This window comes from Rossellomorea oryzaecorticis (genome assembly GCF_045897515.1).
Lineage (GTDB): Bacteria > Bacillota > Bacilli > Bacillales > Bacillaceae_B > Rossellomorea > Rossellomorea enclensis.
Map to the genome: position 1 here is coordinate 352,256 of NZ_JBJOSA010000002.1, position 15,949 is coordinate 368,204.

The following is a 15,949-nucleotide window of genomic DNA, read 5'->3' on the forward strand; positions in this document are numbered from 1 at the left end:
TTACTGAGGTGAAACTATCATGAAAGAATTATTTTTAGTAGGTGCAGAGCAAAAAGCGGATGTAATGAAGGATTGGGAACAGTTTAAAAAAGGTGTAATATTAAAGTTCAATCTTCAAACTAAAACCTCCCAAAAAGTCATTGAATACACATCCCCTAAAGATGTTTGTGCAGATCACGAGGCATCCATTTCATTCACTGCCGCAACATTAAAAGGAAATAGACTATATGTGGGAACCACAACAGAAGTCTTGGTCTATGATGTTTCGAATTTCACCCCCATTCAGTATATGTCTCTCCCATTCATGAATGATATACACCATGTCAGTCCAATGAAAAATGGAAATTTACTGGTAGCAAATACAGGATTGGATATGGTGGTGGAATTGAATGTATCGGGCCGTGTTGAAAGATTGTGGAATGTATTGGGGAGGGCGCCGTGGCACCGGTTTGATCCTGAAGTTGATTATCGGAAAGTGGCAACGACAAAGCCTCATCATTCCCATCCCAATTATGTGTTTGAAATAGAAAATGATATTTGGGTGACAAGATGTTTACAGAAGGATGCTGTCTGTCTTACATCCCCAGAAAAACATATAGATATTGGGAGGCAGCTTGTCCATGATGGAATAGCGTATAAAAACCATATTTATTTTACACAGGTTGACGGAAGAGTCGTTATTGTAAACCGTAATACGCTGAAAGTAGAGCGAATCGTTGACCTGGTCCAAATTAGTGCACACAAAGAGAAAATTGGCTGGTGCAGGGGAATAAAACCATTATCTGAAGACATTATTCTCGTGGGGTTTACGAGAATAAGACCGTCTAGTAAACGGAACCAGGATGGGAATATCGAATATAAAGGAGACTTTGGTGTTCTGCCAACCAGATTGGCGTGCTTCAATATTAAGAAAAATATATTGTTGTGGGAAAAAAACCTGGAAGATGCAGGAATGAATGCTATTTACTCCATAAATTAAAGTTCCTGTAAAGGGAGGGTGAAAAATGCTGCCGAGAAAAAATTATTTCTCAAATATGAATAATAGGGTTTCAATCCCGATAAAAGAAGCCCCGCTTCCTCAAAATCGGAAAAGGAAGAAGGCTCAACTTCTTATACCAGATCCAAGAGTAAAAGATTTGCTTGAGACGTTTTTAAATAGGGGGGAGAAGTTTTGAAAATATTGTTAGCAACCGTTTTTCCCCTGCCTGGTGGCGGGATTTGGACTTTTGTTTCTAATCTGAAACAAAGCCTGAATGCTTATGGACATCATGTAGATATCCTCAGCTGTACGAAGCATAATTCTCAAGTCGAACTTTTGGGGACAGGTAAGGTAATCGATTTTATACATGATCGCAAATCAATCAGCGACCATTTGTTGAGGAACTGCCCGGGATTGGAAAAGAATGCAGGGGTATATCATGCAGAGATGAATCGTTACCTGTTTGAGCAGGCCATTACGAAATTAGACCTGGAATATTATGATATCATTCATGCTCAGGATGTTATAGCAGCGACGGCATTAAGCAGAGTCAAGCCTCCACACACCCCTCTTGTCACCAGCGTTCACGGTTATCTCTCGGGAGCTATATTCCATCAGATGAAATCAACAAATGCGAGATTGGACGATAATCAGATTTGGAACACGTTTCTGGTTAATTATTATAAAAAAATTGAACAGATTGGATATGTGGCCAGTGACTATATCCATACTTCGAGTATGTGGATGAGAAAAATAATTGAAAATGATTTCCGCATAAATCCATCTAAAATAGTCACCTTTAACTACGGAATGGATATTGCCGGCTTCGGTCCAATAAAAGATAAGAGTATGAGAACGAATAAACGCATCATCCTCTCTGTGAGCCGCCTGGTTTACCTCAAAGGGCTGGAACATCTGATTCACGCCTTGTCCCTGTTAGAGAAGGACGATGATTCTTGGGAATGCTGGATCTTTGGTGAAGGAGAAATGGAAAATCATCTAAAAAATATGGTGAGGAATTTTGAATTGGGGGAAAAGGTGATCTTTTGGGGTACTACGAAGAATTTAAAAAATATCCTGCAGCGGGCCGAAATGCTCGTGCTTCCAAGTTTACAAGAAAACCAGCCTTTCGCAGTAATAGAAGCGCAGCTGCTTGGGGTTCCGGTCATTGTCAGTAATGCAGGCGGCCTCCCTGAAATGGTTGAAAACGGCAAAGGTGGATTTGTTGTAGATAAGGGAAACAGCCATGCTTTATATAACAAAATAAACCTTTTGTTAAATGATAAGTCCCTGAGAGATCAAATGAGTCACCTTTCTCTGAATCATGCAAGAAATAAGTGGAACCTAAATAAAACTAGAAAAAACACACTTGAGCTATATACCAGTTCCCTCATGAAAAAGAAGGGGTCAAAATAGCTCCAGGAATATTGTAAGGAGGTGAGTAAATTAAAATGAAGAGGTACGCAATAGAAAAATTAAAAAAACATCACAGGAGTCCATTATTCGATAAAAGCCTTCCAGTCGCTTTCTTGTGGTCTCCAAAAGCAGGATGTACGGTCTTGACAAAATGGTTCTTTTATCAAATCGGACATTTGGAAAAAGCAATGAAGATAAATCCTTCCGTCCACGTCTATAAAGGAATGTTCACCAAAAAATATAAATCGTACAAAGAAATCGAGTCTGGTGGTGCAAAAATATATAAATTAGTCAGAAATCCCTACAAAAGGGCAGTTAGCAGTTATTTCACAATCGCAAATTATTGTTATTCAAAAGGAATACCCAATCTTCCGATGGAAAAAGACAAACAAAGAATTACATCGATGTTCTATCCGCTAACCTCATATAAAGGAATTTCATTCAAGCAGTTCCTCTATTATTTGGACGGACGAGGTGCAGACTATACGCTTGTTGACGGACACATTTCGAAGCAGTATTGTCCGGAAGAAGACTATCTGTCACCGAAAATTATTAAATTGGAAAATTTCAATAAAGAAATCAATCGATTACAAGTAAAATACAATTTGAAGCAAACACCAGCTAACGTCTTATCCACTCCCCATTCATATACCAAAAAAATGAGGCAGCAAGCTGATTTTACCCCGGATACAATTATTACTCCCTCTCAATTTGTAAACGGTTCACTTCCTGAATATAAGGAATTATTTGACCATGAAACCATTCAACTTTGCAATCACATCTTTCATGATGATTTTTCACATTACAATTACTTGAAAAAACATTGATCCTGCATGTGCAGGATGCAAAGGAAGCGAGGTGAAAAGAACATGAATGGAGAAGCATCTATGACCATTTTCCTTCATATACCGAAAACTGGCGGAACAACTTTAAATCGTATTTTTCAAAGACAGTTTATAAATGGAGAACTTTTCGATCATAACACTTTGAATGGGAAGGCAAGGCGTATCGGGACATTGAATACAATCGAAAAGAAAAAAATTAAAGCAGTTGCCGGGCACTATAAGTATGGTGTTCATCAATTTTTTTCAACTCCTCACAATTATTTTACAATGGTACGAAATCCGGTAGAAAGAGTGATATCTTCTTACTATTTTTTACTGGAATTCAAAGGGGATGAATCTGTTAATGGAATGAGTTTAGAGCAATTTGTCAGAGATGATCCGAAAGCAAGCAATCTTCAAACGAAGTTGATTTGCGGAAATATGGATTCCCCCGATCTGAAGGCTGCGATTAAAAATGTAAAGGACTTTAAGATGGTCGGTATCACGGAGAGATTTGATGAATCACTTTACTTTCTTCAAAAGGAATATGGTTGGCGAAACATTCACTATACCAAAGAAAACATAACTAAAAAACGTCTTGCAAGAAAAGAAGTACCCGATGCCATTATTAAACAGATAAAAATAAACAATGCTCTCGATTTTGAGCTTTACCGTACAGCTGATGCGTGGATGAATCAACGGATTTCATTGCTTTCAAATAGTGAAAAGAATAAGTTAACTGCATTCAAACAACGCATTAATTAATAGGGTTCATCCCTCTGGGGCAGGAATTCAATTCTTTATGCCAGTTAATAGGACCCGGAAGAAAAGGAGAGGTGATCATGAAAATCGTTACCGTACTTGGAACCAGGCCTGAGATAATCAGGTTAAGTATAATTATGAAAAAACTCGACCAGCTTGCTGATAAGCATGTCATTGTCCATACGGGGCAAAACTTCACGCATTCATTGAATGGCGTTTTTTTCAAAGAACTTGGCATTAGAGAACCGGATTATATCCTTTCAAACAATCAGCAGTCCCTGGGAGAACAATTATCTTCGCTTTTTCGAGAACTTGAAAAGATTCTGATAAAAGAGAAACCTGACAAAGTGTTGGTCCTTGGTGATACTAATAGCGGCTTGAGTGCAGTGCTTGCAGAAAGACTGATGATACCAGTCGTTCATATGGAGGCAGGAAACAGGTGTTTCGACTTGAATGTTCCCGAAGAAAAGAATAGAAAAATAATTGATGCCGTGTCTTCCTTCAATCTCGTTTACACACCATACAGCAAAAACAATCTTCTAAAAGAAGGAATGACACCCAGTAAAATTATTATTACGGGCAATCCGATTTATGAAGTTTTATTGAATTATGAACAGCAAATAGAAGCCAGTTCAATATTGGGCAAACTTAATCTCGTTGAAAAAGATTACTTTCTTGCAACGATCCACAGGGCAGAAAACGTAGACAACCCTTCTCATCTTACACATATTATGACCGCATTGAACAATATAGCCCTACAATACAATAAAAGAATAATCTTCAGCACCCATCCCCGTACAAGATCCAGGATTTCAGGCTCCATTAAACTAAATCCATTAATCGAATTGCATGAACCATTTGGTTTCTTTGATTTTATTGCACTTGAAAAAAATGCCCGCTGTGTTTTAACAGACAGTGGAACAGTTCAGGAGGAATGCTGTATATTCCATGTTCCTGCCGTCACAGTCAGAAAGACGACCGAGAGGCCGGAAACCATCGATTGCGGCAGCAATTTGATATCCGGCCTGGATGTCAAGGCAATTCAAACAGGAGTAAAAGTCATGTGTTCCAAACCGGCCGACTGGGTGTGTCCGGCTGAATATCTTGATAAAAATGTATCAGATAAAGTGATTAATATTCTCTTAGGGGGTTCTGAAATTGTTTACTAACAAAACGATTCTAGTTACAGGCGGGACAGGTTCATGGGGAAACGAACTGGTATCTCAGCTGCTTGAAAAAAAACCAAAAGAAATTCGTATTTACTCTAGAAATGAAACCAGCCAGGTGCTGATGAAACAAAAATTTGAGAATGATCCCAGGCTCACATTTGTTATTGGAGATGTGAGGGATAAAGAAGCGGTGATGGAAGCTTGTGAAAATGTCCATTATGTATTTCATCTCGCTGCGTTAAAACATGTTCCGGTTTGTGAGTTCCAGCCACTGGAAGCATTAAAAACGAATGTGAACGGCACGCAGAATGTCATTGAAGCTGCCATTGAGAATGAAGTTGAAAAGGTGATAAATATTTCCACTGATAAGGCGGCTAACCCATCCAATTTTTATGGGTTTACAAAGGCGATGGGTGAAAAGCTTATTATCAATGCCAACGTACTGACCGATAAAACAAAATTTGTTTGTGTCCGCGGGGGGAATGTACTTGGGACAAACGGAAGCGTTATTCATGTATTCAAGCATGGAATAATGAATAAAGGGAAGATCGGAATAACTGATAAGAAAATGACGAGATTCTTTTTAACAATAAAGGATGCCATCAAATTATTATTTAAAGCAACATATGAGAGTCATGGCGGTGAGATATTCGTTATGAAAATGCCGACCTGTAAAATTCTCGACCTTGCCCAAGTCCTGATAGATGTCTATTCTCCAGATAAAGAAGTGATTGTAGAGGAAGCGGGCATACGTCCGGGAGAAAAACTTCACGAGCTACTATTGACAGAATTCGAGAGTCATAACACCATCGTTTATGATAATGAATACTTCGTCATTCTTCCCACTATCCCTATCCAAGGCCTCGCAGAGTATTATAAAGATCACCCAAAGGTGGACCTTGACACCTATTCTTCCAGCGATAACATCATAGATTACCACGAAATCAGAAGCATGTTGGAAGAAGGAGGGTTTCTGGATTGAAGATTCTTATTTTAGGAGGGCATGGCATGGCCGGTCATGTTCTTGTCAATCATTTGATGGAAAGGAACCACCACGTAAAGTATACTCTGAGGAAACCTGCTGAAGATGGGATTGGGCTTGATGTTACCGACCTTGATAAGGTAAAGGAGCTGGTGCTTTCAGAACGGCCACAAGTTTTGATAAATGCTGTAGGAATCTTAAACGAGAATGCAGAAAAAAATATACATGAAGCTATTGTGGTGAACAGCCTGCTTCCTCACGTATTGGCAGAAACGCTGGACATTTACGGTGGTAAGCTGATTCATATAAGTACGGATTGTGTATTTTCGGGAGAGAGAGGAAGCTATACAGAGAACGATGAGAAGGATGGGACGAATGCATATTCGAAAACCAAATCACTGGGCGAAGTAGTGAGTGCCCCTCATTTGACAGTGAGGACTTCCATTATAGGACCTGAACTTAAACAAAATGGCATCGGTCTCCTTCACTGGTTTACTAAACAAGAAGGTGAGATAAAAGGGTATGAAAACGTCTTCTGGAACGGGGTCACCACATTGGAACTTGCAAAAGCGATCGACCAGATGATCGCTGAAGATGTATCAGGGCTATACCAATTATGCTCCAAAGAGAAGATATCTAAATACCATCTGCTACTCCTCTTCAAAGAAATCTTCGGCAAAAAAAATGTGAATATCGTTGGAGTAAAAGAACCTGTTCATGACCGGACCCTCATCCACACCAGGAAAGATTACTATTACCCTGTTAAAAGCTACCGCGAGATGCTTCAGGAACTGAGCGATTGGATGAATAAGCCTTGAAGAAAATCCTGATAACAGGAGCTGCCGGATTTGCCGGAATGCATTCGTGCAGGCATTTCCTTGAGAAAGGATATGAAGTGATCGGCATTGTGCGCAGGCCGGCAGCTTCTATAAGCGGGGTAAGCCAGCTCAAGGTTGATTTGACTATAGCCGAAGAAGTGGAAAGAGTTATACAAGACTTTCAACCGGATATGATTCTTCATTTGGCCGCCCAGAATCACACAGGTATTTCATGGGACTTTCCCTTAAATACGATTACCACAAATGTGATTGGAACATTAAATCTTCTTGAAGCATTGAGGAGGCATAATCGAAAGGCTGTCATACTTGTAGCCGGTTCTATTTTGGAATACAATCCATGCAGCGATTCTGTCCCTCAGCACCCGTATGGGCTTTCAAAGTATATGCAGTCCTTGACGGCTGTTTGCTGGAAAGATTTATATGGATTGGATGTCAGGATTGCAAAATCCTCAAACATGATTGGACCTGGACCTTCTAACGGAATATGCTCCATGTTTGCAAAGAAATGCCTGGAAGATAACGAGTCCTTTCATTTTATAAATTTATTGGACAGAAGGGATTTTATAGATGTCAGAGATGTAGTGAGTGCTTATGAAATGATATTAGTTGATGGAGTCAAGGATCAAACATATGTAATTGCTTCTGGTAAGTACAAAACACTGCTGGAAGCAGCAAAGACAATCAAGACGATTATCGGATCAAATGTTACTATTACTGCTGATCAATTCAGCAGAATCCAAACAACGCGTCTGGATATTACGAACATACAAAACCTTGGCTGGCGTCAGACTATCCCCTTCGAAACTAGTATAAAGGACATCATCCAGTATTTAAATGGAAACTAAAAACATCTCCATACAAAATAGAATTTGCATTGAGATGTCTCGTCAAATTAGAAATAGATACTGAATTTCCTGAATAAGTCATCGACCTGCCGCTGCCGCCTTCGACTGTAACGCGCCCTTTTTTCAAGTACTCCATCAGCGAGTACTTTTTTTTCGATTTTAGAATGTGATCCGTGAATGACAAGGGATTTGGCTTTTCTTATTCTGGCTTCGTCAAAATGAAGATAAGCCATTCTGATGAGATTATAGTATATGCCTTCATAATTCACCTTATATGGGTGGGCGGCCCTGAAAAGATGAAGGACCGTTACGTTAGGTTCGCAGTGGCATCTGTATCCGAACAACCAAAATTTTATAGACAACTCTACATCTTCGAACCCCCAGGATGAAAAGCCATCTTCAAAGCCTCCGATATCTTCGAATGCCTTCCTTGAAGTTACGATACATGCGCCTGGGAGGATGGCAGTTTCAAATAAGGCTTTACGTTTCTGGTTCCATTTTATCTTTAAGGAAGGTGTTAAAGATTGACCGTAACCGATAACTTTTGGGTCATCTATAGATCCGATCGCAGGACAGACAGCATCCGAATAACCGGAGGTCAAAAAAAACACCAGTCGGTCGAGCCAGAAGTCTTCAAACGTCATGTGAGCATCACAGAAAGCCAAATAAGGATGCTTTGATCTTGAGGCACCAACGTTCCTGGCTTTTGCGGGTCCCAGCCCTTGTGTACTGATATATTTGACTCTTAGTTTATTCTGATAAGTGGAAAGAAAATCACAACAACCATCAGTTGAGCCGTCATCCACCAAGATTGCTTCCAGATCAAGGTTGGTCTGAACGGAAAACAATGAATCAAGCGTCATCTTTACATTCTTGCCTTCATTGCGTATCGGGAATATCACCGATACTTTTGGCTGGTGTTTTACCATGGTCTTCGCCCCTTTTGTATGCATAGAGTGCTCCTTCCAGCATATGCAAAAATGCTTTACAGCGTGATGCTGCCACCTTTTCTGCAATCCGCATATCTAGATTGAGCATATGAACCACGGGTTTGTAAGTACTTCTTTATTATAAATGAGAGGGGCTGAAGTCTGATATTGAAAAACCAGGCAGCCTGCTTCCTCTGCTATGCACTGTCCGGCCCCGGTATCCCATTCCATCGTTGGAGCAAGTCGGGGATAATAGTGGGCAGAACCTTCAGCAACAAGACAAAATTTCAAAGAACTTCCAATTGAAATAAATTGCAGATCTCCTTCTTTCTTTTCCAGCTCTTTTAGATAAGCTCTTGTATCTTTAGACATATGGGAGCGGCTGACAACCACTTTTTTTTGACTTCCCAACCGATCAGCATATAGCCGTACCGGATCACTGATGCATTTACTTGCTGCCGACTGTTTATATGCCCCATCTTTTTCTTTTCCGAAATAAAGCAGATCCAATGCGGGGGCATAAATGACACCAAGAACAGGTTTTCCGTTTCGTATCAGGGCGATGTTTACAGTAAATTCATCATTCCTTTTAATGAATTCCTTTGTTCCATCCAACGGATCGATCAGCCAGAACAACTCCCAGGAAGCCCTCTCTTGTATAGGTATTGCTGAACCTTCTTCACTAAGAACAGGTATATGAGGCCACCTCTTATTCAGTTCATTTTGAATCAGCTCATGCGAAAGGTGATCTGCGGTTGTCAATGGTGATTCATCATCCTTGTAATCTATCTGGAAATCCTTCTTGTAAACAGTCATTATTTGTTTCCCGGCCAATACAGCTATTTCTTTCACTTTATCCAGCATTTTTTCACCTCTTCAAATGAATTTAATAAAAGTAAATAAATGTAGAATCCTCAAATACGAGGAATCTACATTTACATTACATATAGTGATGCTCTTTTAGATAGCTAATGATTTTCAGGACAGATTCATTGATTGTCATTACTTCTGTATTAATGATCAGTTCAGGTTCAACAGGCATTTCATAAGGAGAATCTATCCCCGTAAACCCATTAATCTTACCAGCCCTTGCTTTTTTATAAAGACCTTTTGGGTCCCTGTTTTCACATTCTTCAACACTGGCATGAACGTATATTTCAATGAATTCTCCCTCTTCCATCAAGGATCTGACGAACTCCCTGTCCTTTTTGTAGGGGGAAATAAAGGCTGTCAGCGTCATTAGTCCAGCTTCTACCATCAATTTTGATACTTCTCCGATCCTCCTGATATTTTCGTTTCGGTCTTTCTCTGCAAAACCCAGGTCACTGTTCAAGCCGTGACGAATATTATCACCATCAAGCCGAAACGTTTTAATCCCCATTTCGTATAATGATTTTTCAAGTTCTACTGATAGGGTTGATTTGCCGGAACCGGATAATCCGGTGAACCAAAGGATCGCACTCTTATGCCGATTCATATTTTGTCTGTGCAGTTTAGTCACTTTTCCTTCATGCCAGACGATATTTTTTTCACTCACCATTTCACCTCCTTACTCGTTTACATCCAGAAGAAATAGATGAGTATTGAAGTAGTAATCATTGTCAGAAAGCTTAAGGGGAGCCCCGCTTTTAAGAAGTCAATGAATCTGTAACCACCGGGGCCATAAACGATAAGGTTAGTCTGGTATCCGATCGGGGTTGCAAAGCTTGCCGAGGCAGCAATTGCTACAGCAACCGCCAATGCTGAAGGAGAAACACTCATAGTTGTTGCAACTTCCATCACAATGGGGAACATCAAGACAGCGGCGGCACTGTTCGTCATCATCTCTGTAAAAATATTCGTAAGCAGGTACACACATATAATGATCGCTAACACACCGATTGGAGCGGTGGATTTGATAAGAAGATCAGCTATGAAGGATGCTACTCCCGAATTGGTCAATGCATAACCGATCCCAAACGAACATGCAATGATAAGCAGTACGTCCCATTGAATGAAGTCTTTTATTTCCTTGGGGTTGACCATTTTAAAGAGTGTAAGGATGACAGCTGTAACAGCCATTGCAGACACCATTGGAAAAATGCCTAATGTGACCAGTGAAATCATCAATCCCAGCAGTATTACGGCATACAAGCCTGTTCGTCCGTCATTTAGTGAATATATGATTCTTGAGTGTTCAGATGTAAAATAGAAGTCATTTGAATCTGTTCTTTTGCTGAAGTCCTGTCCGGCTACCAATAATAAAATATCCCCAGGCTTTAAAATAGTATCGCCTATTTTCGTTTTCAACCGATGATTCTGTCTGTGAACGGCAATGACCGCTGCATCATACCTGCTCCGGAAATTGGTTTCCTTGATTTTTTTATGAAGGAGGGGAGAATGATGCGAAATTACAACTTCCACTAGCTTATGTTTCTTCGGAAAATCTTCTCCTATGGAACTCTGGAGTTCCAACCCTCTATTTTGCTGAAGATCCGCGAAAGTTGTAATGTCTCCTGTAAAAATCAAACGATCGCCTTCCAAAAGGGTAGAACTATTTGATACCGGGGCAATTGGTTCACCGTTTCTTATGATGCTTACAAGGAAAAGACCTTTTAAATTCCTCAATTTGGCTTCCCTGATTGTTTTTTGGAGATGTGGAAAATCTTTAGTGATCATCGCTTCGCCTGTAAATTCTCTAAGGGAGTTCACTTCCTTCAAGGATTTTGGCATACTGTCCGGCAATAGGTAGGGCGCTAAAAAAATTAGATAAAACAAGCCAATTACTGTGATGGGGATTCCGACCTTGGCAAGCTCAAAAAACGCAAATCCTTTTTGGCCATTCTCGAGAAGAAGTCCATGTACGACTAGGTTGGTGGATGTGCCGATAAGGGTAATCATCCCTCCCAGAATAGTTGCATAAGATAAAGGAATAAGGAATTTGGAAGGTGACAGGTTATGATCTTCACACCATTTTTTAATGATTGGAGTAAAAGCAATGACAATCGGTGTATTGTTGATAAACGCTGACAGAAGGGATATAGGGGGGAGGAGCCGAATCAATGCTTTTTTAGTAGAGAATGAACGCTTTAACAGGCTTTGGAAAAGCTTATCGACAATACCGCTTTTTTGGATTGTTCCAGCTATGATAAACAGTAGGCCAATTGTAAGCATTCCTTCATTTGAGAATCCACTAACCGCTTCCTTAACTGAAATGATTCCGGACATTACGAATACCATAAGAGTCGAAGGGATGATGATTTCTGGTTTTGCGATTTCCAGTGTCAACAAGGACATCATTAATAACAGAACAGCACCTGTAAAATAAAATTCAAACATGTTGATAACTCCCTCTGTTTACCCTTATGAATTGCCTTTTTTCATTTCCTTCATCATCACTTCGATCACTTCCGGTCTTGAGAATTCTTTCGGAGGTACTTGACCATCTTTTAACATGGATCGAACCTTTGTACCACTCAGATGAATGTGCATATCCTTTCCGTGTGGACAAGTTTTAGAAGTAGCCATAGAAGAACACTTAATACAAAAGAAAGCATGTTCAAACTTCAGTATCTCTATCTCAAGATCTTCTTTTAAAAATTGATCAAAGATTTTTTGTGCATCATAGGTTCCATAGTAATTACCGACTCCGGCATGGTCCCTGCCTACTATGAAGTGGGTGCACCCGAAGTTTTTCCTAACTATGCTGTGAAAAACGGCTTCCCGTGGACCTGCATATCTCATGGCAGCCGGGAAAACAGATAAAAGGACCCTTTCAGATGGATAGTAATTCTCCATCAGGACTTTATAACTTTTCATCCTGATATCTGCAGGTACATCGTCCGCTTTTGTATTTCCGACAAGGGGGTGGATAAGCAGGCCGTCTACGTTTTCAAGTGCAGTTTTCTGAAGGTATTCATGAGCGCGGTGAATAGGGTTTCGTGTTTGAAACGCTGCGATTGTCTTCCATCCCAGTGATTGAAAGGTCTTTCTTAATTGCTGAGGGGTTTGAAAATCACTGGTGAAAATATCTTCAGGCTTGTTTAGCAATGTCACTGGTCCTGCCAAATAATAGTCCTCTTTTTCAAATACTTTTTTAACACCCGGGTGATTGGGGTCGGTTGTTTTATACACAAATAATGCTTCTGCTTTTTTACTGTATTCATAGATTTCCTCAATTTCCATGACCCCATAGATGACATCGTTTTCTCCTTTTAATGAGATTGCTTGTCCAATGGATAACTGATCTTTTATATCCTTTGAAACAGATAAGGTAATAGGCAGACTCCATATTTCCCCGCTGCTCAGCCGCATCTCTTTCAACACCTGCAAATAATCTTTCTGATTCATGAACCCTTTAAGTGGACTGAAAGCACCGATGGAAATCAGTACAAGGTCAGAAATGCTCCATGAATCAAGATTAATAGGAAAAAAGGACTGTGCTTTGTCCAATAACTTTGTTCTTTCCTCTCCTTCTGCCACCGAGTCAATGAGAGTGCCTCCATGTGGAGTAATCATAAAAGCGTTTCTCCTTTCTTTATTGTTGATAAATTTACTCTCTATTATTTTATGTGAGTAAGAATATTCGGAGAGGGCACTTTTAAAAAATAAACAAAGGCCTAGATTTTCATAAATACGAAGGTAGAATCATACAAATGGAAAGATGTAAATTTTATAAAAAAAGGGTGATTCGCTTGAATTTGAAATTAATTCTTAATGGTGAAGAATGGGGAGAGGTCCCCCACGAATCAATCCCGTCACTTCAATTGTTATGTGCAGAGAATGATCTGCAGTTCAATTTATACGAAAACAATCAGAGCATTGAGATTTGGAGTTATTTAAAAGGGAAAAAAGTATGGTTGTCTGTCAAAAGTGATAAGCAGGTAAAAGCATCTGAATTGGAAGAAAAATTAAAATCGTTTTTGGCCCCTTATGGGATTCAACTGGCTGCAGCTGAACAAGTCACGGAATTCAATGATGATGATTTATACATGGAAGTTTCACTTGCAAGTAAAGAAACGGGAAAGTCATCTCTTTATATCGGGTTAAACAGCAGACTTAACTCAATCGATTTTTCGAAAATACTCCATTTATACAGGAAGTCCATCGATTTCAGAGGATATAAATTGATTTCAAACAACTATCGCTGCCCGCATCTTAAATGCATCGTCGAGTATAAAAAACACAGTGATGAACTGATGACACAATTGGAATATTTACTGACTAACTGTGTGTTAAAATCTTTTATACAAAGCAGAAAAGCAAATATCTTTGATTTGAACCTTCATAAACTAGTATCTCTGAAAAACAGTCTCATCCCCTTGACAATTCAAGAGCCGAAAAGCAAAAAGACAGATAAAGATGTGAAAATTATCAGCCAGGATGAATACGAACAGGCTAAACTAAGGAAAAGAAACAAAATTACTTCAAGGGAATCGAAAGCAGAAGTATTCTTCGACTACAACCTCATCCCCAACCGCAAAACAGAAAAATACACCATCAAAGCAGATTTCATCATCAAAAACACAGGAAACGCTGTCCTAAATAATCCAAAGATTTGCTTCAGGGTTGATCCGCCTGAAAAAATTGAAATAGGGGGACAGATTCTGCCGCCCGAGATGAGTGAAATTTTTTCCGTTCAGGGGGAAATGGGAGCGGAAGGGTGGAAGTACAGCGGAAAAGATTGGCTGGAGAAAGCATATTCCACCGGAGAATACTGGATAGAACCTATTCAGGGTATGGAGCTTCATCCAGGGGAAACAACAGGCATCGAGGGAATTCAGTTCACGGTTGATAACTTAGGTGAGCAGGAAACATCAATCATCCTGGGATTTGTCTATTTTGAAGAAGAGAATCTGCAAATAAGTTCGAATAATAAAATCATGATTACCTTTTAATGAAAAAGGACGTATTGAGAATGGAGCCATTCAATACGTCCTTTTTTTAATTATTTTTTGATTGCGTGTTTTCATGTTCATAAGCATACTCAACTGGGATATTATGGATGATTTGAGACTGGCTTCTTTTTTGTTTATCAATCATACGCTTCATTTCGAATAGATGACGGGTCAGCTTTTCATTGGTTTCTCTGAGGGAATCGATTTCTCCTAAAAAGTGACTGAATGTCTCTTCAACATCCTTGAATTTCGAATTTATCATTTTGTTCTGTTTTAACATACGAGAAGCATGAACGGTTTCGAGTTGTTCCATTTTTTCTTCCTGCTCATTTGCCCGTTTATCGATGTCGGCAAATTGGGATGAGAGCCACCATTCATTTTCTTCAATCGTCTTCTCATATTGCTGGAAGATTTCCTTGACAAATTGCATATTTTGTTTCTCTGCGGATATAAGCTGTTCTTTGGATGATTCTAATGCAGCAAGTGTATGACTGCGTTCGGCTGTAAGCTTCTCCAGTTCCTCAGTTTGCGAGATCAAATTAAACAGGATTTCTTTTTTTGTTTCCTCCGAATGGCTTAATGCTTTATTCAGATCCTTTATGTGATCTTTTTGGCTCTTAATTTGTGCTTTCATCGCATCGGATTTGCTTACTAGGTTTTTATTATCATTCAAAAGCTGTTCGTTATGTGAAGACAGCTTATGATTGAGATCTTCAACCCTGGTCAAGGATGCTGAAAGGTTTTTTTGACTCAATTCATATTGAAGGAGCTCTTTACCCAATTTATTCAGTGCTTCTCCCTGCTCATCGATTATGGCTTCTTTTTTGCGCAGAAGCATGTGCAGCTCCAGGATCTCTTCTTCCAATCTTTCTTTGGCTTCTTGAAATCTGCTTCGATCACGGATCAGTTCATGTTCTGTCGTTTTATGTGTATTTATTTGAGAGTATAGTTCCTTAATTTCTTCTTCCTTGTCGTTGAGAATATCTTTATAATGTTTGGCCTCCGCATATGAATAGCTTTCCTTTACCCTTTGAAGGGTCTTTTTTAATTGTTGAATTTCAGATTGAAGGTATAGGGTTTCCTGTTTCTCGATGTTGTACATGGGAGGCGTTACTCTTTCTTCTATTTCAATCTCCTCCTTGGGTATTTGTCTTACTTTACGTTATGCGTTTAATTTGCTTGCAGTTCCTAAACTGGAGCCCATTTTTAAAATTGGGTCTCACCAGAGGCCCGGCTTGCTGCTCCTGCAATTTTGATTCGGAAAATTAGTTGAGAACAAATTTCGACAGTTGGTGCTCTCTATTGTGAAAGCCCCTAAAAACCTTTAT

At 39.6% G+C, this 15,949-nt stretch carries 16 protein-coding genes; 10 read left to right on the forward strand and 6 right to left on the reverse strand.

What is annotated here, in order from left to right; genetic code table 11:
- Positions 1 to 19: 19 nt before the first annotated feature.
- The 9 genes from ACKA06_RS03890 (at position 20) to ACKA06_RS03930 (ending at position 7,816) form a co-directional block, all read left to right on the forward strand.
- Positions 20 to 979 carry a YncE family protein gene (locus tag ACKA06_RS03890; RefSeq protein ID WP_198257733.1) on the forward strand — a complete coding sequence of 320 codons (960 nt, stop codon included), beginning with the start codon at positions 20 to 22 and terminating at the stop codon, positions 977 to 979.
- 25 nt (positions 980 to 1,004) lie between these two features.
- A complete protein-coding gene (locus ACKA06_RS03895) occupies positions 1,005 to 1,175 on the forward strand; it encodes a hypothetical protein (protein WP_198257732.1) in 171 nt (56 codons plus the stop codon).
- Positions 1,172 to 2,395 carry a glycosyltransferase family 4 protein gene (locus ACKA06_RS03900; RefSeq protein ID WP_411159019.1) on the forward strand — a complete coding sequence of 408 codons (1,224 nt, stop codon included), beginning with the start codon at positions 1,172 to 1,174 and terminating at the stop codon, positions 2,393 to 2,395. Before ACKA06_RS03895 ends, ACKA06_RS03900 begins: the two co-directional genes overlap by 4 nt.
- Positions 2,396 to 2,430: 35 nt before the next feature.
- Entirely contained in the window at positions 2,431 to 3,222 is a 792-nt protein-coding gene (locus ACKA06_RS03905) for a sulfotransferase family 2 domain-containing protein (RefSeq protein ID WP_198257730.1), read from the forward strand.
- A 42-nt stretch (positions 3,223 to 3,264) separates the two neighbouring features.
- On the forward strand, positions 3,265 to 3,984 hold the full coding sequence (locus ACKA06_RS03910; RefSeq protein ID WP_198257729.1) for a sulfotransferase family 2 domain-containing protein: 720 nt from the start codon (positions 3,265 to 3,267) through the stop codon (positions 3,982 to 3,984).
- A 77-nt stretch (positions 3,985 to 4,061) separates the two neighbouring features.
- Complete coding sequence (gene wecB / locus ACKA06_RS03915) at positions 4,062 to 5,150, forward strand: non-hydrolyzing UDP-N-acetylglucosamine 2-epimerase (protein ID WP_214874035.1); 1,089 nt, start codon at positions 4,062 to 4,064, stop codon at positions 5,148 to 5,150.
- Positions 5,140 to 6,132, forward strand: a complete 993-nt coding sequence (locus ACKA06_RS03920) for a polysaccharide biosynthesis protein (protein ID WP_198257727.1) — start codon at positions 5,140 to 5,142, stop codon at positions 6,130 to 6,132. The genes wecB and ACKA06_RS03920 overlap by 11 nt, the downstream gene beginning before the upstream one ends.
- Positions 6,129 to 6,950: a dTDP-4-dehydrorhamnose reductase family protein gene (locus ACKA06_RS03925; RefSeq protein WP_411159020.1), complete on the forward strand. Its 822-nt coding sequence runs from the start codon at positions 6,129 to 6,131 to the stop codon at positions 6,948 to 6,950. The genes ACKA06_RS03920 and ACKA06_RS03925 overlap by 4 nt, the downstream gene beginning before the upstream one ends.
- Positions 6,947 to 7,816: an NAD-dependent epimerase/dehydratase family protein gene (locus ACKA06_RS03930; RefSeq protein WP_198257725.1), complete on the forward strand. Its 870-nt coding sequence runs from the start codon at positions 6,947 to 6,949 to the stop codon at positions 7,814 to 7,816. Before ACKA06_RS03925 ends, ACKA06_RS03930 begins: the two co-directional genes overlap by 4 nt.
- A gap of 47 nt (positions 7,817 to 7,863) precedes the next feature.
- Here the strand turns inward: ACKA06_RS03930 and ACKA06_RS03935 are convergent, their stop codons facing one another.
- From ACKA06_RS03935 to sat, 5 genes are all read right to left on the reverse strand, one after another.
- Positions 7,864 to 8,745 carry a glycosyltransferase family 2 protein gene (locus tag ACKA06_RS03935; protein ID WP_071618268.1) on the reverse strand — a complete coding sequence of 294 codons (882 nt, stop codon included), beginning with the start codon at positions 8,743 to 8,745 and terminating at the stop codon, positions 7,864 to 7,866.
- 96 nt (positions 8,746 to 8,841) lie between these two features.
- On the reverse strand, positions 8,842 to 9,609 hold the full coding sequence (gene cysQ, locus ACKA06_RS03940; protein ID WP_198257724.1) for a 3'(2'),5'-bisphosphate nucleotidase CysQ: 768 nt from the start codon (positions 9,607 to 9,609) through the stop codon (positions 8,842 to 8,844).
- A 76-nt stretch (positions 9,610 to 9,685) separates the two neighbouring features.
- The gene (gene cysC, locus ACKA06_RS03945) at positions 9,686 to 10,282 is read right to left on the reverse strand and encodes an adenylyl-sulfate kinase (protein WP_318293678.1); all 597 of its coding nucleotides are present in this window, start codon (positions 10,280 to 10,282) and stop codon (positions 9,686 to 9,688) included.
- A 20-nt stretch (positions 10,283 to 10,302) separates the two neighbouring features.
- Entirely contained in the window at positions 10,303 to 12,063 is a 1,761-nt protein-coding gene (locus tag ACKA06_RS03950) for an SLC13 family permease (protein ID WP_411159021.1), read from the reverse strand.
- A 24-nt stretch (positions 12,064 to 12,087) separates the two neighbouring features.
- Positions 12,088 to 13,272: a sulfate adenylyltransferase gene (sat, locus tag ACKA06_RS03955; RefSeq protein WP_411159040.1), complete on the reverse strand. Its 1,185-nt coding sequence runs from the start codon at positions 13,270 to 13,272 to the stop codon at positions 12,088 to 12,090.
- A gap of 146 nt (positions 13,273 to 13,418) precedes the next feature.
- Here sat and ACKA06_RS03960 point away from each other — a divergent pair, with 146 nt between their 5' ends.
- Positions 13,419 to 14,621 carry a hypothetical protein gene (locus ACKA06_RS03960; protein WP_198257720.1) on the forward strand — a complete coding sequence of 401 codons (1,203 nt, stop codon included), beginning with the start codon at positions 13,419 to 13,421 and terminating at the stop codon, positions 14,619 to 14,621.
- 46 nt (positions 14,622 to 14,667) lie between these two features.
- Here the strand turns inward: ACKA06_RS03960 and ACKA06_RS03965 are convergent, their stop codons facing one another.
- Positions 14,668 to 15,723, reverse strand: coding sequence for a coiled-coil domain-containing protein (locus ACKA06_RS03965; protein WP_411159022.1), 1,056 nt, complete (start codon positions 15,721 to 15,723; stop codon positions 14,668 to 14,670).
- Positions 15,724 to 15,949 lie beyond the last annotated feature (226 nt).